Annotated in this window: 15 protein-coding genes; 3 read left to right on the forward strand and 12 right to left on the reverse strand. The window is 71.5% G+C overall.

The features are described 5' to 3' along the window. From ACFWFI_RS21410 to ACFWFI_RS21420, 3 genes are all read right to left on the reverse strand, one after another. Positions 1-1,181 (reverse strand): NtaA/DmoA family FMN-dependent monooxygenase (locus tag ACFWFI_RS21410; protein ID WP_387392533.1); only part of this gene is annotated, 1,181 nt, incomplete at its 3' end. A 133-nt stretch (positions 1,182-1,314) separates the two neighbouring features. Further along, positions 1,315-2,589, reverse strand: a complete 1,275-nt coding sequence (locus ACFWFI_RS21415; protein WP_387392536.1) for an MFS transporter — start codon at positions 2,587-2,589, stop codon at positions 1,315-1,317. A gap of 79 nt (positions 2,590-2,668) precedes the next feature. Then, positions 2,669-3,241 (reverse strand): SDR family oxidoreductase, encoded by a 573-nt coding sequence (locus ACFWFI_RS21420; RefSeq protein WP_387392539.1) that lies wholly within the window; start codon positions 3,239-3,241, stop codon positions 2,669-2,671. A gap of 189 nt (positions 3,242-3,430) precedes the next feature. Here ACFWFI_RS21420 and ACFWFI_RS21425 point away from each other — a divergent pair, with 189 nt between their 5' ends. Beyond that, a complete protein-coding gene (locus ACFWFI_RS21425) occupies positions 3,431-6,778 on the forward strand; it encodes an AfsR/SARP family transcriptional regulator (protein ID WP_387392542.1) in 3,348 nt (1,115 codons plus the stop codon). On the opposite strand, the gene ACFWFI_RS21430 is transcribed toward ACFWFI_RS21425, so the two are convergent. Together ACFWFI_RS21430 and ACFWFI_RS21435 are read right to left on the reverse strand one after the other, a co-directional pair. Further along, a complete protein-coding gene (locus ACFWFI_RS21430; RefSeq protein ID WP_387392544.1) occupies positions 6,762-7,775 on the reverse strand; it encodes an alpha-L-fucosidase in 1,014 nt (337 codons plus the stop codon). The two genes, ACFWFI_RS21425 and ACFWFI_RS21430, sit on opposite strands and share 17 nt — an antisense overlap. Before the next feature lie 77 nt (positions 7,776-7,852). Beyond that, positions 7,853-11,065: a chondroitinase family polysaccharide lyase gene (locus ACFWFI_RS21435; RefSeq protein ID WP_387392547.1), complete on the reverse strand. Its 3,213-nt coding sequence runs from the start codon at positions 11,063-11,065 to the stop codon at positions 7,853-7,855. Between the two features lie 307 nt (positions 11,066-11,372). On the opposite strand from ACFWFI_RS21435, the gene ACFWFI_RS21440 reads away from it, so the two are divergent. After that, positions 11,373-12,863 carry a glycosyl hydrolase family 28-related protein gene (locus ACFWFI_RS21440; protein ID WP_387392549.1) on the forward strand — a complete coding sequence of 497 codons (1,491 nt, stop codon included), beginning with the start codon at positions 11,373-11,375 and terminating at the stop codon, positions 12,861-12,863. Positions 12,864-12,912: 49 nt separating this feature from the next. On the opposite strand, the gene ACFWFI_RS21445 is transcribed toward ACFWFI_RS21440, so the two are convergent. Genes ACFWFI_RS21445 through ACFWFI_RS21465 form a run of 5 tightly spaced genes read right to left on the reverse strand, consistent with a single transcriptional unit; the run spans position 12,913 to position 18,299 of the window. Further along, entirely contained in the window at positions 12,913-13,911 is a 999-nt protein-coding gene (locus ACFWFI_RS21445) for a Gfo/Idh/MocA family protein (RefSeq protein ID WP_387392552.1), read from the reverse strand. After that, entirely contained in the window at positions 13,908-15,023 is a 1,116-nt protein-coding gene (locus tag ACFWFI_RS21450) for a LacI family DNA-binding transcriptional regulator (RefSeq protein WP_387392554.1), read from the reverse strand. The genes ACFWFI_RS21445 and ACFWFI_RS21450 overlap by 4 nt, the downstream gene beginning before the upstream one ends. 45 nt (positions 15,024-15,068) lie before the next feature. Further along, a complete protein-coding gene (locus tag ACFWFI_RS21455) occupies positions 15,069-15,950 on the reverse strand; it encodes a carbohydrate ABC transporter permease (RefSeq protein WP_387392557.1) in 882 nt (293 codons plus the stop codon). Between the two features lie 43 nt (positions 15,951-15,993). Further along, the gene (locus tag ACFWFI_RS21460; protein ID WP_387392560.1) at positions 15,994-16,953 is read right to left on the reverse strand and encodes a carbohydrate ABC transporter permease; all 960 of its coding nucleotides are present in this window, start codon (positions 16,951-16,953) and stop codon (positions 15,994-15,996) included. After that, positions 16,953-18,299 carry an ABC transporter substrate-binding protein gene (locus tag ACFWFI_RS21465; RefSeq protein ID WP_387392563.1) on the reverse strand — a complete coding sequence of 449 codons (1,347 nt, stop codon included), beginning with the start codon at positions 18,297-18,299 and terminating at the stop codon, positions 16,953-16,955. Before ACFWFI_RS21465 ends, ACFWFI_RS21460 begins: the two co-directional genes overlap by 1 nt. Before the next feature lie 307 nt (positions 18,300-18,606). Here ACFWFI_RS21465 and ACFWFI_RS21470 point away from each other — a divergent pair, with 307 nt between their 5' ends. Beyond that, positions 18,607-20,064 (forward strand): sulfatase-like hydrolase/transferase, encoded by a 1,458-nt coding sequence (locus ACFWFI_RS21470; RefSeq protein WP_387392566.1) that lies wholly within the window; start codon positions 18,607-18,609, stop codon positions 20,062-20,064. 74 nt (positions 20,065-20,138) lie between these two features. On the opposite strand, the gene ACFWFI_RS21475 is transcribed toward ACFWFI_RS21470, so the two are convergent. After that, positions 20,139-20,876 (reverse strand): hypothetical protein, encoded by a 738-nt coding sequence (locus ACFWFI_RS21475; protein ID WP_387392569.1) that lies wholly within the window; start codon positions 20,874-20,876, stop codon positions 20,139-20,141. Next, positions 20,873-25,432 carry a CHAT domain-containing protein gene (locus tag ACFWFI_RS21480; RefSeq protein WP_387392571.1) on the reverse strand — a complete coding sequence of 1,520 codons (4,560 nt, stop codon included), beginning with the start codon at positions 25,430-25,432 and terminating at the stop codon, positions 20,873-20,875. Before ACFWFI_RS21480 ends, ACFWFI_RS21475 begins: the two co-directional genes overlap by 4 nt. Positions 25,433-25,462: the final 30 nt, after the last annotated feature.

Here is a 25,462-nt window from a genome sequence, read left to right on the forward strand (position 1 = left end):
CCCTCGGTCTGGACGTAGTGGTCGATGGCGTCGGCGACCGTACGCGGGCTGCCGACGAACGTCTGGCGTCCGCCTACCTCGATGACCAGCTCCCGGATCGACAGGTTCCGCTCCTCGGCGAGCTTGCGCCACTGCCGTGCCGTCTCTCCCCGGCCCTTGCGGAACACGGAGTGGCCCTTCAGGAGGTGGGCGTCGTGCTCCGGCTCGATGTCGGGCAGCGGCCCGTCCGGGTCGTATGCGGACAGGTCGCAGCCCCAGACCGCCTCCAGGTGGGCGATCGCGGTCTGCGGGCTCACCAGATCGCGGCTGATCTCCTCGGCGTAGGCGGCGGCCTCCTCGTCGGTGTCGGCGACGACCGCGTTGGCGGTGGGGAGGATCAGCAGGTCGTCGGGACTGCGGCCGTACCGGGCCAGTCGCCGCTTCACGTCCCGGTAGAAGCTCCGGGCCACGTCGATCTGGTTGTGTTTGCTGAAGATGACCTCGGCGTCGGACGCGGCGAACTCGCGGCCCGCGTCGGACTCGCCGGACTGGATGACCACCGGGTGGCCCTGCGGGCCCGGCGGAGTGGTGAACCGGCCGGATATGTCGAAGTGGCTGCCCCGGTGGGCGAAGCGGCCGGCCCCGGCCCGCACGAACTCTCCCGCCTTCGCGTCGGTCCTCAGGTCGCCCTCGGCCCAGCTGTCCCACAACTCCCGTGCGGTGTTGAGGAATTCGGCGGCCCGGGTGTAACGGTCGGCCTCCGGGAGGAACCCGCCCCGGCGGAAGTTCTCCCCGGTGAACGCGTCGTAGCTGGTGACCACGTTCCAGGCCGCCCGCCCGCCGCTGAGCCGGTCCAGGGTCGCGAACCTGCGCGCCACCTCGTACGGTTCGTTGAAGGTGGCGTTGACCGTGGCGGCGAGGCCGAGATGCGTGGTGACGGCGGCCAGAGCGCTCAGCACGGTCAGGTTCTCCGGGCGCCCCGCGATGTCCAGGTCGTAGACCCTTCCCTTGTGCTCGCGCAGTCGCAGCCCCTCGGCGAGGAAGAAGAAGTCGAACTTGCCGCGTTCGACGGTCTGCGCGAGCCGGATGAAGGAGTCGATGGAGATCTGGCTCCCGGAGCGCGGGTCCGACCAGACGGTCACGTTGTGGATGCCGGGCAGCTGTGCTGCGAGGTGCACCTGTTTCTTACGGGTGGCGGGCACGGTGCGGTCTCCTCCTGCGAAGTCGGGCAGCGGGACGGAAGGGTGGAGGGGGCTGGTACGAGGGGTCGCGTACGAACGGGAACCGAGGGGGATGAACCGCTCTCCGGCGGTCGGTCGTCGTGCCTCCGGTGCGTCAGGTCACCGGGTCGGCGCCCGTGGCCGGGGCCGCCTCTGCCGGAGTCACCGGCCGCCGGGCGGGGAAGCCCGCGTGCCGGGCGTACAGGACGACGGCGATCACCGGCAGCAGGAGCAGCAGTACCGTCCAGGGGAAGGACTCGCTGCCGGCCACGTCGAGCAGGATGCCTCCGACGATGCCTCCGCCCGCCATCGCGACGTTCCAGAGCGTGACGAGCATCGCCTGTGCCGAGTCTGCGGATTCGGCGCCCGCGTCACCGACGGCGGTCTGGAGCAGCGTGGGCACGCCACCCCAGCCCAGACCCCAGAGCACCGCGGCGACGTAGACGAGGGCGGTGGTGTCGGAGAGGACGGCCAGGAGCGCGGCGGCGAGGGCGACCAGCAGGGCAGCGCCCACGGTGAGGCCGCGGAGCCGGCGGTTGATCTGCGCGCCGACGATCCAGATGCTCGCCAGCGACGCGGCGCCGAAGACGAGGAGCACCAGGCCGGTGCTGCCGCCCAGGCCCAGGTCGTCGAGGTACGTGGCGATGTAGGCGTACAGGATGGTGTGGGCCAGGACGAAGACGAGCGTGACGAAGAGGACCGGGGTCACTCCCGGGATGCGCAGGGTGGGCAGCATCTTCGGCCGCTCACCACGCCCCTGTCCGGGGAAGTCCGGTACGGCCGCGACGATCCACACCAGGAGCAGCAGCGTGAGCGCCGTCATCGACAGGAACGCCACGCGCCAGCCGAGCCAGTCACCGAGGAAGGTACCGGCAGGCACTCCGAGGGAAAGCGCGACGGGGATACCCGCCATGGCGATGGCCATGGCCTTGCCCTGGAGGTGTGCGGGAGCCATGCGCCGCGCGTAGCCGGCGAGCAGGGCCCAGGCGAGACCGGCCGCGACGCCGGCGACGAACCGCGCCACCATCGTCAGCTCGTAGACGGACGACACGGCCGTCACCGTGTTGGCGAGGGCGAAGCCGCCCATGGCGGCGAGCAGCAGCTGCTTTCGCCGCCAGCCCGCGGTGGCCGCGGTGAGCGGGATCGCGGTCAGGGCGGTGCCGATCGCGTAGACCGTGACTGTCTGACCGGTCGCGGACTCGCTCACCCGCAGGTCCTGGCTCAACGCGGGCAGCAGACCGGCGGGGAGGGTCTCGGTGAGGCTGGTGATGAAGACGGCGGTGGCAAGGGCGAGCAGGGCGAACAGCGGCAGCTTCTGCTGTCCCTCGCCTCCGCTCTTCGGGCCCGATGCCGCCGCGGCGGCGGACGCCGTGTCGGATGCGGTGCTCATGGGGTGTGCTCCTGGTCTTCCGGAAGGTCGGTGTGAGGACGGTGCAGCCGGGCGGCGGAGGTGGTCTGTGGTGGCCGGTTCACCGGGAGCCGAGGCCGCCGTCGACGGGGAGCCGGGCCCCCGTGGTGAACGTCGCCTCCGTGGCCAGGAAGAGCGCGGCACGAGCCACCTCTTCGGGGGCGCCGAGGCGGCCCAGCGGAGGCAGGGGTACGGCACCGGCGCCCGGCGCCTGGATACAGCCCGGCGCCACTGCGTTGACGCGGATGCCCCGGGAGACGAGTTCGGCGGCGAGCCTCTGCAGTGCGTCGGGGCACGGGGTGGGGGCGGTGAGCACGATCGCGCTGCCGTCCTTGAGGTGGGGCAGCAGGGGCCGAGCGGTCGGGATGACGTCGGAGAAGAGGAGATCGACGCCGCCATCGGCAGTGCCCTCAGGTCCGGTGCCGGCCTGTGCGGTGAGGGCGGCCTCGACGGTGGACGGGGTGACGACTCGGGCGGCGGAGCCCAGTTCGGCGACCGCGTGTGCACGCTCATGCGCTGTGCGGGCGGTCAGCAGGACCGTCGCCCCGCCCTCCACGAGACGCTTGGCGATGGCCAGGCCGACGTCGGTGACTTCACCGACGACAAGGGCCTTTCTGCGCGCGTACTTGGTCATGGTGCCGCTCCCTCCTGGGGTGCCTGTTCCTCACCGGTGCGTGGTGCCGCCCACCGGGACGACTCTGCGCCCAGGCGCTTCGGGGAACCTTCGGGAAACCTTCGGAACGGCTGACTGCCGGGCGGGCTTCGAAGCCGGTGCTGTCGAGAGCCTGCCGGGTGCCGGTTCCCGGCCATGTACGGTGTGGCCATGCGGTTTGGGGTGCTCGGGCCACTGATGGTGTGGGACGGCGAGGGCCGGGAGGTCAAAGTCCCCGAGGCCAAGGTCCGGGCCCTGCTGGCGGGCCTGCTCGCGAGCGACGAGGGGCCGGTGTCCGCCGACCGGCTCATCCACGACCTGTGGGGCGACGTGCCTCCGGGCAAGCCCCGGGGCGCCCTGCAGGCCAAGGTCTCCCAGCTGCGCCGGGTCATCGGCCGGGACAGGGTGGAAAGGCAGCCGCCGGGCTACCGGCTGCGGCTCGACGGCGGCGACGAGGTGGACGCCGTACGGTTCCGCGCCATGGTGACGGAAGCGCGCCCCCTCCAGGACCCCCGCGCCCGGGCCGCGTTGCTCACCGAGGCCCTGGAGCTGTGGCGGGGGCCCGCATACGCGGACTTCGCGGACGGCGGGTTCGTACGGGGGGCTGCGCAGCGCCTCGCGGAACAGCGGCTGTCCGTGCTGGAGGATCAGGCGGAGGCGCGCCTGGAGGCGCAGGACCACGCGCTCCTCGCCGGGGAGCTCGCCGACCTCGTGGCGCGCCACCCGCTGCGGGAGCGCCTGCGCGCCGTCCAGATGAGGGCCTTGTACGCGGCGGGACGCCAGAGCGAGGCGCTCGCTTCGTACGACGACCTGAGGTCCCGGCTCGTCGAGGAGCTCGGGGTCGACCCGAGCCGCGAACTGGTAGCCCTGCACGGGGCGGTGCTCCGGCAGGAGCCGGAGCTGAGCGCGAGGACGTCCCGGACGGCGGCAGCGGACCCCGCACCCGCGATAAATGCGGCGGGCACCGTGACCACCGCACACACCTCGGGCACCCCGGGCGCAGCCGGGCCGGGCTCCTACTCGAACCTCCCCGTCCCCCTCACCCCCCTCGTCGGCCGCCGCCAGGCCCTCGCCCAGCTCTCCCGGCTCCTCGCGGACGAACGGCTGGTGACCCTCACCGGCCCCGGCGGCGTCGGCAAGACCCGGCTGGCCGTGGCGGCTGCCACCGCCGAGCGGGACCGCACGACCCAGGCCGGTGAACCGGCCGACGGAATATGGCTCGTGGAGTTCTCCGGCATCCGCGCCGAAACCCCCGCCGATCTGGCTCAGGTCGTCGCCGCCACCCTCGGCATCCGGGACGACGCCCCCCGCTCACTGCCGGGCACAGGCGCCTCCACACGCTCCCTGCCGCACCGCCTCGCCGCCGCCCTGCGCGACCGCCGCACCCTGCTCGTCCTGGACAACTGCGAGCATGTCGTCGACGCCGCCGCCGGACTCACCGAGCTGCTACTGCGCACCGCCCCCGGACTGCGCGTCCTGGTCACCGGGCAACAGCCGCTCGGTCTGGCCGGCGAGGCGGTGTTCCTCGTCGAGCCCCTGCCGCCCGCCGACGCCGTCCGGATGTTCATGGAGCGTGCGGCCGCCGCGACCCCTGGCTTCCCGCGTGACCCGGACGCCCCGGACGAGCCCGAGCGCCGGGCCGTCGCCGAGATCTGCCGCCGCCTCGACGGCATCCCGCTCGCCCTGGAGCTCGCCGCCACCCGTGTGCGGGCCTTGGGGGTGAGGGGGTTGGCCGTCCGGCTCAACGACCGCTTCCGAGTGCTGACCTTCGGTCAGCGCGGCGGGCCGGCTCGCCAGCAGACGCTGCGGGCGGTGATCGACTGGAGCTGGGACCTGCTCAGCGCGCCCGAGCGGATCGTTCTGCGCCGCCTCGCTGCGCACAGCGACGGCTGTGACCTGGAAGCCGCCGAAGCGGTGTGTGCCGGTGACGGCGTGACCCGGGATGAGGTGCTCGACCTCGTCACCCGGCTGGTCGACCGGTCCCTGGTGGTCGTGGTGGACGGGCCCACCGGCCCCCGCTACCGCCTCCTGGAGTCCGTCGCCGCGTACGCGACCGAGCAACTCCACGAAATGGAGGACTTCACCGCCGTACGGGACCGTCAGCTGCTCCACTACCGGGCCCTCGCGGAACACGCCGAGCCGCACCTGCGCGGCGCCGGGCAGCAGCCCTGGCTTGCACGGCTGGACGCCGAGGCCGGCAACCTGCGTACGGCGCTCGACGAGGCGGTGCGCCGCGCGGGCGTGGGCGAACCGGAGGAGGCGGTCCGGCTGGCCACCGCTCTGGCCTGGTGGTGGCTGCTGCGTGGCCGCCTCAACGAGGCCCGCCGCAGCCTCGGGTCGGTGCTGGCCGCGATGTCCGGCCCCTCCGTTCCCGCCGAACTCGCCCTTTTCCACACCGCTTTCGCGCTGCTCACCGGAGATCACGCGGGAGTCGCCGCCGCCACGGCGAACAGACGCACCGCCGTGGGAGGCGGCCTCGCCATCGAAGGCGGCCTCACCGCCACCGGCGACGCCGTCCCCGACCCCGTACGCCGTGCCCGCGCGCTGTGGCTCTGTGCGTACGGCCTGTTCAGCGCGGGCGACGCGGCCGAGGGCGATGAGCTGAACACCCATGCCCTCACCCTGTTCACCGCCGCTGAGGACCAGTGGGGCATCGCCGCCGCACTCGGGCTCCGCGCGACCCTCGCGCTGGTCCGCGGCGACCTCGCCGGGCTCGGCCGCGACGGACTGCGGAGCGCCCTGCTCTTCCGCGAAATCGGTGACCGCTGGGGCGAGTTGCAGACCGTCTCCCCGCTCGCCGCACTCGCCGAGATCAAGGGCGCGTACGCGGACGCCGAGCGCCGCCAGCATGAGGGGCTTCGGATGGCGCGGGAGCTGGGTCTGGAGGCGGAGGTGTCGGCGCGGCTCTCCGGGCTCGGCCGCCTCGCGCTGCTCGCCCGCGACTGGGACCGTGCCCGTGCCCTGCACGAACAGGCTCGCCGGATCGCGACCGAGCAGGGCTACAAGTACGGTGAGATCCACTCCGGGATGGGCCTCGCTCTCGGCGCGCGTCGCTCCGGCGACCTCGACGGGGCCGAGGCGCACCTGCTGCACATCCGCGACGGCTACGCCGATGTGTCGTCCCGGGCGGGCGACCACCTGCTCCTGGCCGAGCTGGGCTTCGTCGCCGAGCTCCGGGGCGACGCGCGCGGGGCGGCGGCCCACCACTCGGAGGGACTGGAGATCGCCCGCGTCCTCGCCGAGCCCCGCGCTCTGGCGCTCTCCCTGGAAGGTCTCGCCGGTGCGGCGGCCCTGCACGGCCACGGGCCCGCCACCACCCGCGCGGCCGTTCTCCTGGGCGCGGCGGCGGCCGCCCGCCTCCGCGCCGGAGCCCCGCTGCCGCCCGCCGAACGCGCCGACGTCGACCGCATCAGCGCTTCGGCGCGTGCCTCCCTGGGCGCCCCCGCGTTCACGGAAGCGTACGACCGTGGCTCCCGGCTGACCGCCGAGGAGGCGGTCCGCCTCACGCCTCCGTGGTGAAGAGGTTCTCGTCGTCACGCTTCCCGGTGGCGCGCCTCAGGCCCGCTCCCACAGCGCGCAGCAGTTCCTGCTCGCGTGGCGGGATGGTCCCGTCAGGGCGGGGCCCGACGTTGAGGAGCAGGTTGCTGTCGGCCGACCAGGCACGCCGGATCGTGGCGACCAGTTGGCCGGCTGTCTTGTAGCTGTCGTCCGTGGGCACGTAACCCCAGGTCTTGTTCATGGTCAGGCAGGTCTCCTTGGGGCCGCCGAGAACGGTGCCGGTGTTGAAGCCGGCGGTGTTCTCGCCCGGGAGGTCGTTCTCGAACCCCTGCACATCCTCGCCGGGCGGAAGAGGCACAGACTTGCGGTTGTTGAGGACCACGGCGTCCGGCTGGAGGCGGTGGACCAGGTCGTACAGCTCCGGATAGCCGTAGGACCCTCCAGGGGCGAACCACTCGGCGTGCTCCCCGGACCAGGCGGAGTTGGGCCACTCGCCGTCGAACCAGAGCTGGCCCAGCTCGCCGTACTGCGTGCACAGCTCCCGCACCTGGCCGTGCAGGAACCCGACGTAGTCGTCCCAGGCGAGCTTCGACTCCTCGCGGAATCGGAAGGCCGGATGGTGCCAGTCGATCAGTGACACATAGGCCCCGAGCTTCACCCCGCGTCCGGAGCATGCCTCGGCCAGCTCACCGAACGCGTCCCGGCCGAAGGGCGTGTTGGTGGACTTGAATCCGGACAGCGCGGTGTCGTACATGGAGAAGCCGTCGTGATGACGGGTCGTCACCGTCATATAGCGCTGCTCCGCGGCCTCCGCCAGATCGACCCACTCCCGCGCGTCGAAGCGCTGTGCCTCGAAGCGGTCGGCGAGGCGCTCGTACTCGGTGAGCGGGGTGCGCTCCTCGAACATGTTCCACTCACCCTTGCCGTGGAGGGCGTACAGCCCCCAGTGGACGAACATGCCGAACCGGGCGTTGCGGTACCGGTCGAGGCCGGCGGGTGATACCTGTCGCGCTGTCATCGTCCTGCTTTCGCGTCTCGCGCATCGTCTCGTGCACCGTGAAGCGCCGCCCTCGGGGGTGGGGCCCGGACGACGGGTCAGTCGACCGGAACCAGCCTGACCTGGACGGGGCGCCCGTCGACCGTGGTGAACTGCACACGGGTCGTGTCCCCGTGACTCACCGTGCGGCACGGCTGCCCGCTGTCCGAAGGGCGCCACCGGCCGTCCAGGACGACCGTCAGACGGTGCTCGGCGCTGGGGTTGGCCTGCCACTTCCGCGAGTACGACGTGTAGGCGCCCGTGTAGGTGCCACCACGGTACTGTTCGCGGTCCTTGCCCTCGTAGAGGCGCAGGTCGGGATCGCAGACGGACAGCACTCGGCCGCCTTCCTCGTCGGACCTGGTGAGGACGAGACAGGGGGTGTCCACCTCACGTACCGGGCCCGCCTGGAGGCGGCGGGTGGCCTCGAACACGGCGTAGCCGGTGATCCCGGTCGCGCGGTCCGACACCACGTGGGCCACGGAGTCGGCGCGCAGGACCCGGTAGGGGGCGGTGTCCTGGCTCGCCATGGCGCGGCTGAAGGAGGTCATGGAGTCGGCGGTGGCCTCCACCAGCATGGCGTACTCGTAGGCCGCGTCCCGGGGCGCCCTGCCGTGGCCCACCCAGGCCGTGGCGAAGTCCCCGCTCGTCGGCAGGTCGGTCGCCTGGTCGCGGGACTGCTGGGTGGCGCGGCGGACACCGACGCGCTGACCGGCGGGCACGTAGTAGCCGGTCCCCGAGCCGTCGAGCAGCCAGCACGCCGAGCCGAGCCGCAGGTCGGGTCGTTCGTAGGGGAACGCGGTGACGGGGGCGGCGTCCACATACGTGGCGGCCGTCCGGTCGCTCAGCGCGCTCTGGAACAGCGTGGTCTCCGTCTCGTGGGTCCGGTCGGTGTTCTCGATGCCCGTGCCGACGGCGATGATCCGGTCGTCGAACAGGAATACGGACTTCAAGGCGCGGTGCGACGCGTCGTACTTGGGGTGCTCGTGCAGCCGCATGGCGAACATGCCGTGGCGGCCGTCGATGGTGTGACCGCCGGCGAACGCGGAGTCGGTGAGGAGCATCTCCTCGATGGTGCCGGTGAGGTCGGCCTTCAGGTCGGCCAGGGGAACGTTGATGGCGGTCGTACCCGGCCAGCGGGCCCAGTCCCAGCCGTTCTGGCTGAATCCGCTGGCGGCGTTGGTCACCGGATTGCCGCGCCCCAGGACCTGGATCTGACCGTAAGTGGAGTAGCGGCCGTACCAGTTGGAACCCTCGTAGATCTCGGTCGACCAGTGGTACCGGTTGTGGCCCCGCACAGCCACGAGCCAGTCCTGCCGCCGATGCAGGGACAGGGCCGCGTAGTTGGCGGCCCAGGTGCCGTGGGGGGCGGTCTCGGCGGTGATGCCGCGAGCGGCGAGCCGCTGGGCGATCACCCGTTGCGCGGTGGCCGGCTGGGCGGGCAGCAGCCGCAGGAAGGCGGCCCCCAGCTCCGGATCGACATCGGACGTCCCGTCGGGCGTGCCGGAGATCGCGGCCCACTGGTACGGGGTGATGGACAGCGCGGTGACACCCGTGGGGTGGCGTCCGCTGAGAGGGAGCGGCCAGTTGAACGTATTGGCGTACGCCCGCATGGTGAGCAGGGTCTTCTTGTACGACGCGTGCGCCTCCCCGGAGATCCGGAAGAGACCGCCGCTGAGTACGTACACGATCGGAGCGAGGCCCGTGAAGCCGTCCCGGGAGTAGTCCGGGTAGAAGCCGATGTGGTGGAAGGACGTGCCGTCCGGCTTGAGGCCGTCCTGAATCCCGTTGCTCGGGGTCAGCGCCCGGTCGAGCCAGGTGCGCAGGGCGTGCAGGTAGGCGACCTGTTCGGCCTCGGTGTCCATGAGCAGCACGGACGCCAGCATGCCCCGGACCGTCGTGTTGAAGACGTCCATGATGCCGCCGTACGCCTGGCGGTCCTGCCAGTCGCGGAAGACGCGGCCCAGTCCCGTGAACCACGTCATGTCGGCGCGGACCGCCTCCAGCAGGCCTTCCTCCCGGAGCACGTCCCGCATCAGGTACACCGAGTCGTACAGCCCCCGAGCGTCGTACCCGAGATGGTGGACAGTGCCCTGTGAGCTGCCGCAGGCCCAGCCCTGGTCCCGCAGGTGCGCGATCATGCGCACGTACAGGGCGGCGAGTGCGGGGCGTTCGGCGGCGCCCGCTCGCCCGTGGGCCAGCGCCACAGACTTCAGCAGGTCGGTACACGCGCGCAGGGTCACCGCGTTCACGAAGGTCTTGAGGTCGGCGGCGATCTCCGGAGGGTAGGCCTGGTGCTGGTACGAGACGATCGGGCGCCCCAGACCCGTGGAGCCCGGGGCAGGCACTCCCATGGCCTCGACCTGGGCGGTGAGGTCCGCCACCTGCTTCGGCGTCGTCGCCGCCTGGCCGACCGGCAGCAGGTACTCGTCGCGGTAGCGGGTCACCAGCGCCCGCAGTGCCTCCAGTTCCGTCGCCGACGGCTGCGGGGTCTGCGGGCGGTTGCGGGTCAGCAGCTCGTCGAACTGGTAGAGCGCCTGCCAGTGCGCGTTGTCCCACTCGTCACTCTCCAGGGCCACGAAGGGGACCTGGGCGTCACGGACCGGCTGGTCCGGACGCATGGCCACGTTCAGCACGAGCTGGTCGACATGGAGGACGCCGGCGCTCGCGGGTGCCACCAGGCGCAGCGTGTCCATGTCGGGATGCGGTCTGCCCTTCATGTCGTAGCCGTACCGCACCCACGCGGTGCGCCAGCCCTTGAAGTCGAGTCCGAAGTCGAACCACGCGTCGGTGCGGCCGCCCCGGCCGAACTCGAAGCGCAGCACGTCGTCCACGGGGGACGCGTTGTGGACCCAGACCGAGAACGTGTCGACCAGCCCCTGCCACGCCTGGTCGGCGCCCGGCAGGCGGCCGGGCACGTAGGCGTCGGGGGTGAATCGGAGGGGTGCCTCCACGGTCACCGTGGACCGCGCGGAGTGCTCCCAGCGCAGCGAGTGCCGCCCGCACAGTGCCGCCTGGTCGCTGATGCTCAGCGTCGAACCGCGGCCTGCCCTCACCTGCGCGGGAACGCCCGTCTCGAAGAGGAAGGCGGGCGGAGTCAGGGCGAGCGCGCGCTGCTCCAGGTCCGCCGCCGGCACCTCCTGTGCCGTCTGCGCGGTGGCAGCCGCGGAACGCGGAGCCCCGGCGAGGTTCAGGCTCAAGGAGCTCACAGCCAGCACGGTGCCTGCTTGCAGGGCCGTGCGCCGGTTCAACGGGCGGGAAGCTTCGGGCATGATGGCGTCCTCCTTCGGCGCAGCGCGTCGACGCGCGCTGGACGGGCAGCGCCCGGCGTTCGGGGTGGCTCACACCCAATGCCGTCCGCACCATATGAATCAAGGAGTATTCCGCTGCCGACGAGCCGCTTTTCACGGCTGGGAGCACCGGATGCCCTATGAATGGTCCGTTGGATCCACATATACGGCTGTTGGCTTCGCCATATCAGCAGTGCATTACGCATTGATTCCTTCTCTCACAGCGCCGTACTGTCGCCGACCACCGTCACCGGCATCACCGGTACACGGAGAGGCAAAGGGGATGCACGTGCGTAGAACAGGGAGAACACCGGCTTTCACCGCAGCCGTCGTCACCGCCTGCCTGCTGGGGACGGCCTCGCAGGTCGACAGCGCGGCGGCCGCGGGCAGTTGCGGACAGGCAAGCGGACACTGGGCACCGGCCGGCTACGTGAGTGTCGCGGCCTACGGCGCGCGAGGCGACGGGGTGACGGACGACGCGGCCGCCGTGCAGTGCGCCGTGAACAGCGGCAGCGACGTGTGGTTCCCTACGGGTACGTACGAGCTCGGCGCGTCCGTCAGCCTGCCGACGGCGCTGACGGTGACGGGCGAATCCGACAGCGCCACGCCGACCGTCATCCGGGGCTCGGTCGGGGGTCTGGTCTTCGGCGAGACCGCCGCCGCAACGAACACCACCCGGACCGGGACCATCACCCTCCAGGACCTGTTCTTCGACAGCATCCAGGTCGGTGTGAACGGGACGAAGACCAGCGCCGTCCTGGAGCGCAACGTGTTCAGCGACGCGAGGGGCCACATCAGCCAGCTCAACAGCCCCGCGAACCAGCAGCTCGTCCTCAACCGCCTCACCGGTACCAGCAGGGTGACGGATTCGGTCTTCCTGCACGGCGACCGGAGCACCGACGCGGTCGCGATGAGTCTGTACCGGACCACCGGCCTGTCCATCCAGCGCAACGTCGTCGGACTCGAACTGAGCGAGAGCGAATGGCTGGAGGACTGGCCTGGACACCACAACTGGACCGACCGGTCGTCCGACGGGACGACGAACCCGTCACCCGCCCGGGTGTCCCTGCCGGCGAAGCTCGCCACCCTGCGTACCGCGCTCGGCCTCGGCGATTCCCAGGGGCACTACCGCAGCGGCCTGTACACGGGGTTCGACACCCTCCTGAACGTCGACTCCAACATCTTCGACGCGGATCCCGCGACTCCCTCCGTCCGGGACCATGCCGCATACCTCAAGGGCGTCAGCGGCCGGTACATCCGCAACTGGGTACGCGGATGGCCGAACGCAGCGGAAGGAGGCGTGAAGGTCCGCAACTCCGACGGGCCGCTGACGGTGGGCGCCAACCGCCTCGTCGACACCCCGGTCCTGCTGTACGTGTACAGCGATCCGACCTACCCCCTGACCCTCCGGGAAGTCGACGTCTGCGCCAACGTCCTGGAAGTGGCCACGCTTGACGACCCGACACACGCGGGCATCACCTACTACGAGAACGTCCAGCCCACCGGCCTCAGTGGTATCCGGGCGTACCGCAACACCTTCGTCGATCCGACGCACACGACCGGTGTCATCGCCGGCCAGCTCTCGCCCGCGGTGCTGAGCCAGACGGAGGCGAACGCGTTCACCGTGTACGCGTCCAACTCCTACCAGGACACGGGCGGGACCGTACCCGTCACGGTGCCCGCCGGGATCACGCTCGCCCCCGTCGCCGGTGCCCCCGCCACCGACGCCTGCAGCGGCCTCACGGTCCCCTCCTACGCGCTCCCGGCGTACGGGAGGTGACGGGTCGGAGCCCATGGGGGGCGTGGCGGCGGATCCGCCGGGGACGCGGTCATTCCACCGGGACGGTCACCCGCGCCCCCGAGGCGCAGGAGGCGTAGACGCCCTCGACCGCCTGGATCACCTGGCGGCCGTAGGACGCGGGCACAGCTGGTTCCTCCTGCCCGCGCACGGCCGCCACGAAGGCTGCCAACTGGTCCCGGAAGGCGTCCGCCACGTCGTCGGGGGACTCCTTCGCCAGCTGGACCGGGCCCGAACCGTCGTCCGGATACAGGACCGCGCCGCTACCGCGTGCGACGCGCAGCGTGCCGCGTTCCCCGATGACGGTGAGTTCGTCGCGCTGGGGCAGGAGGGCACTGGTGACGGTGATGTGGCCGACGAGGCCGCCCGCCAGCTCCAGCCGGGCCATGACATCGGTCTCCACACCGATCTCCCCCCGGTGTGTGGCGCCCGCCTGGGCCGCGACCACCCGGCGGCCGGTGAGCCACATCAGGCGGTCCACGCAGTGCGTACCGATGTTGATGAACACACCGCCGCCCGAGACGGCCGGGTCGAAGAACCAGGACGGGCGGCTGCCGCGCCGGTAGTCGGTGCTGCGCCAGTCGGTGACCGTCAGCGGGGCTCCCAGCGCACCGGCGTCGAGAGCGGCCTTCGCGGCAGTCATCGGCGGCAGGTAGTGCTGGATGTGCCCGACGAAGAGCACCGTACCGGCGTCGAGGCAGGCCCGTTCCATGTGGGCGCAGTCCTCACTGCTGGTGGCCATCGGTTTCTCGACCAGGACGTGCAGGCCGGCCGCCGCGGAGGCGGTGACGATATGGGTGTGCAGTGCGTGCGGGGTGTTGATGACGACGGCGTCGACCAGTCCGGACCCGATGAGGTCGCGGTAGTCGGTGAAGGAGGCGGCGTCCAGGCTCCCGGCCACGTCCCGCGCGGTGTCGGCGTCGATGTCGCACACCGCGCTCACGCTCACTCCGGGGACGGCGGCCGCGGCCCGGGAGTGCAGCAGTCCGACGGCGCCCGCGCCGATCAGTCCGAGCCGTACGTCGGTCATGAGGATGTCTCCTTGAGGAAGGGGGCGGGAGCCGAGCGTCCCGGTGCGGCTCCGCAGGACTGCCGGACGATGATGTCGGGACGCAGCAGAAGGCGACGGCGCGGCAGGCCCGGGTCGCCCAGCCGTTCGAGGAGCGCCTGGGCGGCGGCCCGGCCCAGCTGGTGCTTGGGGGGCGCGACGGCCGTCAGAGGGACGTCGGCCAGATCGGCCATCTCGTCGTCGTACGAGACGAGGGCGAGGTCGGCGGGCAGTCGCAGCCCGGACCGCTGGGCGGCGTTCTCCAGGAGAATGGCCTGGCGGTCACCGAAGCACACGGCCGCGGTGACCCCGGCGGAGAGGAGTGTCTCCAGGCACCGGTCGGCCGTCGCGGGGCTCCATTCCTCCATCGAGGCACGGAACTCGACGTGGTCGACACCGCGCTCGGCGACGGCCTCGCGGAAGCCCGTGGCGACCGGCCCCGACGTCGGGCTGGGGGACCGCAGGACCAGACCCAGCGCGGTGTGCCCGAGGGAGCAGAGATGGCGGACGGCGTCGTAGGCGCCGGCTTCGTGGTGGGAGCAGACGTACTCGTTCGCGTCGCCCAGGGAGGTGTCACGGCGCTCGATCAGGATGGCCGGAACGGGGAGGGCCGCGAGGCGGGCGAGGTACTGGTCGGCGGGCTCCGGGCCGGTGAGGGTGGGGACCACCAGCAGACCGTCGACACCCGCGTCGAGCATGTCCTGGAGGTCCTTGTGCTCCCGCTCCTGGTCGTAACCGGAACAGGCCAGCAGCAACCGCGCGCCCGCCGCCGACAACGTCTCCTCGACGCCTTGCAGAACACGTGGGTAGTAGAACGCGGTGTCCGGCACCATGACCCCCACCAGGGCCCGGTCGGAGACGGGTGCGCGGGGCGGCAGGGCGAAGGTCCCCGCACCCTGCCGGCGTACGACGAGCCCCTCCGACACCAGCTCGTCCACCGCGCGGCGCACGGTGCTCACCGACAAGCCGCTGCTGACGGCCAGTTCCTTCTCCGTCGGAAGTTTGCTGCCCACCGGCCAGGTGCCCAGAAGCAGGTCCTGGCGGAGCCGGGAGGCCAGCTGGCGGAATTTAAGGTCGTGTGCCTCTGGCGTCACTGATCCCCCATGTTCGTTCTCGTCTCCTTCGGAACGGTCCTCGGCTCACTTGACCGAACCGAGGGTCATTCCCTCGATGATCCTCCGGCCGAGCCAGATGTAGCAGACCAGGACGGGCAGAACGACGATGGTGACGCCGGCGAAGAGGCCGCCCCAGTCCGCCCCGTTGAACTGCATCTGCTGCAGGAAGCCGAGCAGCGCGAGCGAGAGCGTCTGGTTCTGGGTGTTCTGGATGAAAATGAGGGCGAAGACCGTCTCGCCCCAGTGCTGGATGATGTTGAGGATCAGCACCGTGACCATTCCGCCCCGGGCGAGGGGAAGCATGACCTGCCAGAAAGTCCGGAAGGGTGAGGCGCCGTCGAGTGCCGCGGCCTCCTCCAGTTCGACGGGCAGGGTGGACATGAAGCCGGTGAGGAAGAAGACGGCGAACGGCAGCGAGGTGGCCACGTACACCACGACCAGGCCGAAGAGGCTGTCCACCAGGAACAGCTTGTTCATGACGACGAACAGCGGAAGCATCACCACCTGCGCGGGTATGCCCAGGCCGAGGGCGAAGAACAGGGTGAAGCCGCCGTTGAACCGGGTGGTGATACGGCTGAGGGCGTAGGCGGCCGGTGCCGCGAGGACGAGCGTGACGACCGCTGTGCCGCCGACCACGACCACGGTGTTGAACGCCGCCTGCCCGAACAGGCCCGTGGTCCAGGCACGTGCGTAATTGCCCCACTGGGCGATCTGCGGCAGTTGCCAGGGGGTGCTGAAGATCTCGTCGGCGTTCTTGAGCGACGACAGCAGCAGCCATGTTCCGGTCAGGACGTTGAAGGCGGCGAAGAGCCACACCACGACGACCCCGGCGGAACGGGCGGCGAAGGCACGGCGGATGTGCCGGCTGAGAGAACCGGACGACCGGCTCGGCGTGCTGATGGCCATGACGGGGTGACCTCCGGGGCGGTACGGCGAGGGGGCGCGGGTTTCAGTACTGCACGGCGTCGCGGCGCATGACCCGGCGGATGAGGACGACGAGCACGCCCACGAGGGCGAGCATGACCACGGCGCTGGCCGCCGCCGAGCCGTAGCGGGGTATGCCGCCGGAGGCGAACGCCTCTCCGTAGGTGTAGAGCGCCGTGTTCCACACACCCGTGTCGGGCATCTGTCCGGCCGCTCCGGCGAAGGCGTAGATGAACTCGAACACCTTCACGGCGGTGATGGTCCACAGCACCGCGCAGACTCCGACCACGTCCCACATGAGCGGCAGCGTCACATAGCGGAACTTCTGGAAGGCGTTGGCCCCGGCCAGTTCGCAGTCCTCGTAGAGCTCCTGCGGAATCTGGTCGACGGCCGCCATGAGGATGGTCGTGTAGAAGCCCGTGGACGTCCAGACCAGGCCGGCCATGATCACCGGGAAGAGGTGTTCCTGGCCCAGCCAGTTCGGGGCGTGTTCGAGGCCCACGGCCTTGCCGGCCGCGTTGACGAGTCCGTCGTGCTGGAAGAGGAAGCCCCACAGGATCGCCAGGATGACACTGGGCACGATGTTGGGGAAGAACAGGATCGACCGAGCGGCCTTGCGGCCCGTCATGTCGCGCAGCAGCATGGTCAGCCCGAATGACACAGCGAACGTGGCACCACCCACACCCAGGATGATCCAGAGGGTGTTGGTGAAGGCACTGCGGAAGACCGGGTCGACGAACAGCCTGTGGTAGTTGTCCAGGCCGACGAAGGTCATGGGTCCCGCGCCCGCCCACTCGTTGAGGCTGAGCCAGAACGTGTAGAGGGACGGGCCGGCGAAGAAGACGAGGTAGACGAGGACGGCCGGCAGCAGCAGGGGCCAGAAGAGCCTGCGGCGGCGCGCCAGGAAGGGACTCTGGCGGGCGCCGGTGCTCACCCGGGTGGCCCGTCGCCGCTCGGTCGTACCGACGACCGCGGGGGCCGCCATCAGGCCGACTTCCAGTAGGTGGCGGAGTCGCTCGCGAGCTTCTCGGCGAAGGAGCGCGAGCTGAGATGACCCGTGATGAACTTCGTGTTGAGCGGCAGGAAGACCTTGGTGTACCAGTCGGCCGCCGTCTCCTTGACTCCGTCCAGGCTCTTGACCACCTTCCGGGTCTTGAGCGCCTTCTGCCCGTCGGCGAGCTCCGGCGGGGCCGCGATGTCGTTGCGCGGGGTGATGTTCTTCGCCTGTGTGGAGATGCCTTCGAGGTGCTTCTTGGCGAGGAAGTAGGAGATGAACTTCTGCGCGGCCGCGCTGTTGCGGGCCTTCGTGGGGATCGAGAAACCGATCAGGTAGATGTCCTGAGAGGTGTCCCCCGACGGGCCGAAGGCGGGGAAGGGGAACGAGCGGTAGGTGAAGGAATCGCCGGCGAACTCGGCTGTCTCGCTGGGGGCGAAGGTGCCCAGGAGGAGGAAGTCGGACTTCCCCTTGGCCCACTTCTGCTGGACGGACGGCCACTTGGAGGCGTCGTAACCGTTGGTGAAGTAGCCACCCTTGACGAGCTTCTCGACGTGCTCGACCGCCTCGATGAACGCGTCCGTCCTGAACGACGCACCCGTGTGGTCCGCCACGGCCTTGCCGAAGGCCCCGTCACCGAGACCGCGCGCGACCGCGTAGTAGGTCCAGTAGGCGCCGTAGTCGGGGACGTCGGCGTCGAGGGCGAGCGGTCCGTCACCGCGCGCCTTCCTGCGCGCGTCGAGCAGCTCGACGAACTCGTCCCAGGTGGCAGGCGGCTTGGCGGCGACGTCCGGCAGAGCGCCACCGTCGAACCAGAGCTGACTGAGGATCACCTCGTACGGCATCTGCCAGAGCACGCCGTCGGTCGTGTTCAGGTCCAGGTACTTGGCGGGTATCACATCGGCCACCGTGCCGCTCTCGCCCGGCACGGCGGTCTTGAGCACAGGGGTCAGGTCGAGCGCCTGACCGGTCATGTGGAGCTGGGCGTACGCGGAGCGGTCCGGGGAGTCCACCAGGTCCGCCGGCACGTTCGAGGTGTTCAGCGTGGGCGCCAGCTGCTGGATGACCTGGCGGCCCTTCCACTGGACGTCGACCGTGATGCCGGTGTCCTTGGTGAACTGCTTGATGGCCGCCTCCAGAACCTTGGCCTGGGGCTCGTTCTGCTTCCACATCGACCAGTAGGTGAACGACTTGCCGTCCCCCTGCGCGGTGGCACCCGCACCGCAGGCCGAGGTCGTCAGGCCCACCGCGGCCACGAGCGTGGCGGCCAGGAGGGTGCGGCGGGTGAGGTGCGGAGAACGCTCAGCGGCAGATCCGCGGTAGCCGGCGTCGGGCATGGAGCACTCCTCAGGAACAGGGGGCAGGGAGGCGGTGGTGGAGTGGGGAAAACCTGACCACATGATTCAGACCTGAGAATGGGCGAGTCAACGACTCATCATGCGAATGAATACCAAATGAATCGCGTTCTGCCCGGTTTTAACGGGTGACGCACATCTCGACGGTGAAGATTCATGGCGCATTCATCGGCTGTGATGGTTGACATGTCAGGCGCGGACGAGCACGATTCCGCCATTCCCTGATCAGCCGTTCCCGCACACCGTGCCGGTCACGGTCCGCCCACCCCGCTCAAGGCTGAGGACGTCCATGGCCAGCCGTGATCCCGCCCGCCCGAACGTGTTGCTCGTGCTCTCCGACGACCAGGGGGCCTGGGCTCTCGGCTGCGCGGGCAACCACGAGATACGTACCCCGCGCCTTGACGCTCTGGCCGCGAGCGGCGTCAACTTCGGCCGCTTCTTCTGCACTTCGCCCGTCTGCTCACCGGCGCGGGCGTCACTGTTCACCGGAGAGCTGCCCTCACAGCACGGTGTGCACGACTGGCTGTCGTACCACCACGCCGGCAGAACGGGACTGGACTTCCTGGACGGACGCCTGCTCTTCACCGACCTCCTGGCCCAGGCCGGATACCGGCTCGGGCTCAGCGGCAAGTGGCATCTGGGAGCCAATGACCGGCCCCGGCGCGGTTTCGTCCACTGGTACGCGCACGAGAGCGGCGGCGGTCCCTACTACGAGGCTCCGATGTACCGGGACGGCCACCGCGTCCCGGAGCCCGCCTACCTCACCGACGCCCTGGCCGATGACGCCGGCCGCTTCCTGGAACGCGAGTCGAACCGTCCGGAGCCCTTTCACCTCTCGCTCCACTTCACCGCACCCCACAAACCGTGGAAGGGACAGCACCCCCGCGCGTACACCGATCTGTACGAGGACTGCGCATTCGAGACGTGCCCGCAAGGTGCCCCCCACCCCTGGCAGCCGGTGGACGAGAACGGCGCACCGGTCGGAGGGGAGAGCGACACCCGGCAGGCACTCATCGGATACTTCGCCGCGGTCACGGCCATGGACGCCGCGATCGGCCGCGTACTCGACCGTCTGGACGCCCTGGGACTCACGGAGTCGACCCTGGTGATCTTCACCAGCGACAACGGGTTCAACGCCGGCCACCACGGAATCTGGGGAAAGGGCAACGGCACCTTCCCGCAGAACATGTACGACAGCTCCGTGCTGGTGCCGTTCCTCATGTCCCAGCCGGGCCGGATCGCGGGGGGCCGGACGTGCGACGCCCTGCTGTCCCACTACGACGTACTGCCCACACTCGTCGAGCACCTCGGCCTCGGCCACAAGCCCGACCCGCACCTGCCCGGGGACTCCTTCGCCGGGCTCCTCGACGGAGAGGGCGACGAGTCCGCCGCCCGGGACCGGGTGGTCGTCTACGACGAGTACGGCCCCGTCCGTATGATCCGCACCCCCGGCTGGAAGTACGTCCACCGGTATCCCCACGGCCCGCACGAGCTCTACCACATGGACCAGGACCCCGGGGAGAGAGACAACCTCGCCGCCGACCCCGCTCACACATCCGTGCGCGATGAGCTGGCCGCGCGACTAGACACGTGGTTCGCCACCTACGTCGACCCCTCCAACGACGGGGCACGCCTCCCTGTCGCGGGCACCGGTCAGCGCACGCCCACGGCCCCCGGCACCCTCAGCACCGCTTTCGAACCTCCACCGGCCGGTGCGAAATCAGTTGTCGATCCGACCCGCGGATGACCGGCCCCCATGAACCGGCTTCTCGTGCCGACCCCCGTCGGCCGTCGGTCGGTCGGCCTCGGCGGAGCGCCGGTTCAGCCGAGCCGGCACAGCCCGTCGAGGCCGCCCAGCTTGCCCGACACCCGGACGAACCGGCCGAGCCCACGCGGCAGGATTCGCGCCCGCAGCGTGACCCGGGCGTCGACGGGTCGTCCGGCCGGTGCCCGGACGAGCAGCCGCAGCTCCTCGTTGACGTGCAGGAACTCCTGGCCGGAGGCACGGAAGTCCCAGTACGCCGTCGTGAAGCCGATCCCCGACGACGTGATCCGCGGGCAGTACACGGTGCGGCGGCGCAGGACCTGTGGCCCGGCCTCCACCCCCAGCGGCGTCCCGGCCACGCTGAAGCTGAGGGTCGCGCCCAACGTGGTCTCGATCTCCTGCGGGACCTCGCCCTCGACCAGCACCGGCGACATGTCCGCGATCGTCGTGTCCGGCGTAGGCGACAGATTGAGCACGAGCCGGGACCAGCTGACCCGACACTCGGGATGAGTCTGCACGACACAGATCAGCGGGATGTCGCAGCCCTGGAAGGCCGGATCGTCGGTGTCCGTGCGGGTGACCGGGCCCCGGGCCAGACCGATCCTGGTCTCGCGCCGCAGCAGCCGCACCGTGGTCTCGTCCACCGCGCTGTAGGAGCGGTCGGGCTCGTCCTCCTCGACGGTCGGCTCGACGATGTCGAGCAGTTCGAACCCCTCCGGGAGCCCCGCGGCCGAACCGGCGGCGACACCCCTGGCGGGACCGGACGGGGGCAGGGGTGTCGGGGTGTCCGTCATACGACGCTCCTTGTGCGGTGTTCCGGCTTCGGGGACCGCCAGTCTCCGACGAGGCAGAAGGCGGCCCACTGGTCGAGCCGGGAGCCGCCCGGCCGCTCGCGCGCCGCCAGCATCGCGGTACGCAGTGCCCCGGCGGGTGGCTCGCCGGCCAGGGTCAGATCGTGGAAGTCCGCCATGAGCGCGGCCGTCGAGCGGTCCGGCACCCGCCACAGGCTCATCACCAGGGAACGGACCCCGGCGAACAGCAGCGACCGGCTCAGGCCCAGCACCTCGTCCGTGCGGCCGACGTCGCCGAGCCCCGTCTCGCACGCGGACAGCACGGCGAGCCGCACCCCGTGCCAGTCCTGCCGCAGGATGTCCCGACCGGTCAGCAGGCCGTCGGCGAGCAGCAGGCCGGACCCGAGCGGATCGTCGGAGCGGAACGAGGCGTGACAGGCGGCGTGCAGCACCTCCACCCCGGCCATGGACGCGAGCACCCGCTCCCGGGTCGCCTCCGCGCCCAGCAGCGGCTCCGTGCCGAGCCGTCCCGCGAGCAGCCGCGCCTCGTCCCGGGCATGCGGCAGGTCCCCACCGGGGTCGCCGACGACCACGGCGCCGTGCCCGGCCGGCCGGCTGCGGCCGTCCAGCGTTCGCAGTAGCGAGACGCTGGGCAGATAGGCGACCGGGTTGCGCTCCAGGAGGAGCGGGCCGCCGTCCCCCGACAGGGCGTGGAACGGCACATGGTGCAGGGCGCCCGTCGGGCAGATCAGCGCGGTGTCGCCAGGCCCGAGGCGGTCGGCGAGCGGAGCCACGAGAGGGGCGAGCACCTGCTGGAACAGGTCAGGCAGGTCCTCGGCCATCTCCCGCACCTGCCCCGCACTGCCCAGGTTGTCGGCGACGAATCCCAGCAGCCGTTCGCCATCCGCGTCGACAGGCGTCACCGCGGTCCCGGTCCGCGGGTCGAGGGTGAACAGGACGAGCCGCCCGTCGTCGAGCCGCGCGTACGAGGCGACCACGACCCGCTCCCCGCGCAGCCGCTCCAGTGCCGCGTCGGCCGTGACGGCCGTGCCGGAACGGATGTCGGCGTACTCGCGGGCCGCTGGTTGCCCGTCCGCGAGCACGGACCACAGCCCTGCCAGTTCCTCCCGTACGGTGTGCATCCGCGCCCAGTCGGTGCGCGATGCCTGCTCCAGCGCAGTGCGCTCGCGCAGCAACGCGGCCTCCCTGGAGAGGAGTTCAGGTGGGACGCCGTCCGGCGGGCGCAGCGCGGCCGTACTGACCGAGTCGAGGAGCGTCCGCGAGCGCAGTCGCTCGGTCACCGCGAACGCGGCCCGCCCGTCCCCTCCGTCGAGCCGGTAGCGGACGAGGAGCTCGTAGACCTCGGCGCGCTCGTCCTGCAGGCGCCGGCGCAGCTCTGGGTCCGGCTGCGCGGCCCGGACCAGGTCGGCGAGCTCGACGCCCAGTTCGAGGACGTCGGTCGCGGTACCGGCCTCGCCGGCCGCCCAGGCGGCGCGCGCCATCGGCACGACGGCCTGCCAGGCCCGCGCCGCGTTCTCGATCCGCACCGGCTCACCCGCACTGTGCCGCGAACGCCACACCAACCGGTCGTCGCCGGGCCCCGCACCGGGCACACCGGACAGCTGGAGCACCCTCTCGTACGCCTCCAGCGGATCACCGAGGCCTGAGCGCGCGGCGAGGCACTCGGCGGTGCGCATCCAGTCCCCGGCGAGCCGGTCCGCGTTGCCCGAGTTGTGCTGCCGGGCCTGCGCCAGGTGCCGCAGTGCGGTGCGGTGCAGGCCGAGGGAGGCCAGGGCCCGCGCCCGGGTGTGGTGCACCAGCGCGAGCGCGTGCTCGACCGGTGACCAGCCCGCCTCCCGTACGGCCAGCGGCAACGCGTCGTCCAGATACGAGAAGCACGGGGCGACCCCGTCGTCACGCAGCACGAGCAGCGCGGCCGCACACAACTGGGCGATGCGCATGTGGTCGGAGGTGGGGTCACCTGCCTCGCGGGCCCCGGCCAGGTCGTCGTAGTGGCGGGCGGTGTCCGGGTCCCCGGCATCCGCCGCCGTCGCGGCGAGCTGCCGGTACAGGGACGATCTCGGGTCGTCGTCCACGCGGCCGCCGCCCAGCTTTCCGGTCAGCGGCCGACCGGTCCGCTCCCGCTCCGTGCGGTCCACCTCCAGCCACTCCTCGGCTTCCCGCAGGACGGCGAGTGCCTCCGTGTAGTTACCGAGGTCGGACAGAAGGGCGGCCTCGGTACCAAGCGCGTCCGACAGGAGCAGGGCCCGGCCGGCGAAGAGGGGGGCGTCGTCGGGTGTCCACTGCCACGGCAGACCCCGCACGATCTGCACCTGCCGGCGGGCCATCAGCAGGGCCCGGCCGGTGTCGCCCGCCTTCGCGTTCCACTGCCAGGAGAGGACGGACAGGGCGCTGAGCGCGGGGCCGAGCCGGTCCGGCATCCAGTGCGCCTGCCAGGCGGCCATGGCCTCGTCATCGGGCAGTGCGTCGAGAAGTTCCGCGATGCCCGGCTCACGTGCGCGCAGCACCGATTCGAGATGCTGCGGCAGCCGGGACCGTACGCCCGCGGCCGACAGCCGGTTCGCGTCGGTGGGGTCGTCGTCCGGAGCGGCGGAGCGAGCGGGAGTCGCAGTTGTGGCGGACACGGGGGCGGGAGGTGTCGGGGGAGGTGGTGCCGCCGCAGGGTTCTTCGCCCTGGGGCGGAGCCGCCGCAGGGCGGCGCGCACGGAGGAACGGGAGTCGGACGTCGTGGTGTCGGGTGCGTCCGGCCGTGTCGTGTCGCCCTGGTCACTGAGGGCCTGCTGCTCGGATCCCAGCGCGGCGAGCGCCGCTCGTGCGCCGCCGTAATCGGGGTCCAGCTCCAGCGCCCGCAAGTAGCAGGCCCGGACCCGGTCGGCCGGCTCGGCAAGGTTGCGGAGCGTATCACCGAGGAAGCGCCAGGCCATCGGGGTCTCCCCGGCCGCGACTGACTCCTCGAAGTATGCGCGGGCCGCGGAGTGCTCCTTCCGCACGAAGTGCACGTCGCCCAGCCACAGCAGCGCGGCCGCGTGGTCGGGATCGAGGCGCAGCGCTTCGCGATAGCACTCGGCCGCCTCGGTCAACTCCTGTCGGCCGAAGTGCTGTTCGCCCTCGTGAACGAGGAGGTCGGCCTCGGTGGGCGGCTCCTGCGGCCCAGGATCGGGGCGCAGGCCGAGCAGTTCGGCCACGCGCGCGGCGTGCTCGGGCGAGTCCCCGAAGAGGCGGCGGAGCAGCTCGGGGCCCTCGGGGCTGCCCGCGACCATCGCCGCGGTGACATGGACCTGGAGCTGTCCGGGCGGCAGGGCGGCCGCCCGCTCGGGATCGATGGTCAGGGTGCCGTCCTCGAAGTGAGCCGCGAGCGGCAGCGTACCGGCGAACGCCGGGCGCCCCGCCGTGGGCATGACGGACGCGAGCCCTTCGTCACCGCGCAGCGCGGCCAGCACGCCGTTCCACCGGACCACCTCCGGCGAACCTGCCTCGTGCAGCAGAATCGCGAGCAATTGCACGAACTGCTCGTCGTCGGGACCGACCGGGTCCGCGATGAACGGCCGGATCAGGCGCGCCCCGGCGGCCGCGTCCCCGGTCAGCCGCAGGGACCAGGCGAGCCGGTACGCGAGGTGCGGGTCGTCAGGTCGGCTCGCCTGCAGGGGCGTCAGCACCTCGACGACCGCGTTCGGCCTGCGCTCCTTCTCGTAGAGCAGCACCAGGAGTTCCTGGAGCCCGTCCGGGTCGCGCAGTCCGCCGAAGGCTCGGTCCAGGCGCTCGGCCCAGGGCACCGCGGTGCCCGGGTCGTCCGCGGTGCCGAGCAACCGCCCGGCGCACGCGCGCCACAACTCCCCGCTTCCTGATGGCTCGTGGGCCCCGAGCCAGTGTTCCACCACAGCTCCGGCGCGCTCGGGGTCCGAGGTGGCGAAGGCTTCGGCTGCCGTGTCGAGGGCGGACCACCGGACGTCGACGGCGTGCTCGACCGCGTCGACGGCGGCGTCGTACCCGAGGCCCCTCGCCGGGGCGAGGGCCCGCGCTACCTCGGCGCGCGGGTCTGACCTCGACTCGTCGCCCGGGGCCGAGGCGAGACGGCCCACGATGCCGAGGAGCGCGGCCGGGTCGGTGGCACGCTGCTGCGGCCCGTGCGTCGCGTGGCCGAACTGGCGGACCGCCTCCTCGCGTTGCCAACCGAGGTCGGCCGCGGCGCCCCGCAGTACGTGCGCCTCCCGCCGCAGCGCGTCCTCCAACGCCCTGACGGCCCCGTCCGTCTGGGCGGCGGCCAGCGAGGCGCAGTCCAGCACCTCGCCGAGCGCTCCGGCCGTCGCTACGTCATGCCAGTCGCCGCCCGCGCCGGCCGCCACCAGGACCAAGTCCCCGAGCAGCCCGTCGAGGGCGTCGGGCGCGAGTCCGCAGAGCTCCCGGTGCGTTTCCTCCGTCGGCCGGTCCGCGAGCCGCAGGAGCCGCTCGCGCGCCGTGCCGGCTCCGTCCGACGCGGGCTCGGGGAACGTCTCCGCGCGCGCCGCCGCCCACAACCGCACCAGTGCCCAACCGAACACACCGCACCCCCGAGTCCCGCCGGCCCGTTT

The sequence above is a fragment of the Streptomyces sp. NPDC060209 genome, from assembly GCF_042728155.1.
Taxonomy (GTDB): domain Bacteria; phylum Actinomycetota; class Actinomycetes; order Streptomycetales; family Streptomycetaceae; genus Streptomyces.

Bases quoted from the DNA above. Each gene is read 5' to 3' on its own strand.
- ACFWFI_RS21420 (WP_387392539.1), bottom strand. From the start codon at position 3,241: ATGACCAAGTACGCGCGCAGAAAGGCCCTTGTCGTCGGTGAAGTCACC.
- ACFWFI_RS21415 (WP_387392536.1), bottom strand. From the start codon at position 2,589: ATGAGCACCGCATCCGACACGGCGTCCGCCGCCGCGGCGGCATCGGGC.
- ACFWFI_RS21470 (WP_387392566.1), top strand. From the start codon at position 18,607: ATGGCCAGCCGTGATCCCGCCCGCCCGAACGTGTTGCTCGTGCTCTCC.
- ACFWFI_RS21425 (WP_387392542.1), top strand. From the start codon at position 3,431: ATGCGGTTTGGGGTGCTCGGGCCACTGATGGTGTGGGACGGCGAGGGC.
- ACFWFI_RS21445 (WP_387392552.1), bottom strand. From the start codon at position 13,911: ATGACCGACGTACGGCTCGGACTGATCGGCGCGGGCGCCGTCGGACTG.
- ACFWFI_RS21430 (WP_387392544.1), bottom strand. From the start codon at position 7,775: ATGACAGCGCGACAGGTATCACCCGCCGGCCTCGACCGGTACCGCAAC.
- ACFWFI_RS21465 (WP_387392563.1), bottom strand. From the start codon at position 18,299: ATGCCCGACGCCGGCTACCGCGGATCTGCCGCTGAGCGTTCTCCGCAC.
- ACFWFI_RS21475 (WP_387392569.1), bottom strand. From the start codon at position 20,876: ATGACGGACACCCCGACACCCCTGCCCCCGTCCGGTCCCGCCAGGGGT.
- ACFWFI_RS21455 (WP_387392557.1), bottom strand. From the start codon at position 15,950: ATGGCCATCAGCACGCCGAGCCGGTCGTCCGGTTCTCTCAGCCGGCAC.
- ACFWFI_RS21435 (WP_387392547.1), bottom strand. From the start codon at position 11,065: ATGCCCGAAGCTTCCCGCCCGTTGAACCGGCGCACGGCCCTGCAAGCA.
- ACFWFI_RS21460 (WP_387392560.1), bottom strand. From the start codon at position 16,953: ATGGCGGCCCCCGCGGTCGTCGGTACGACCGAGCGGCGACGGGCCACC.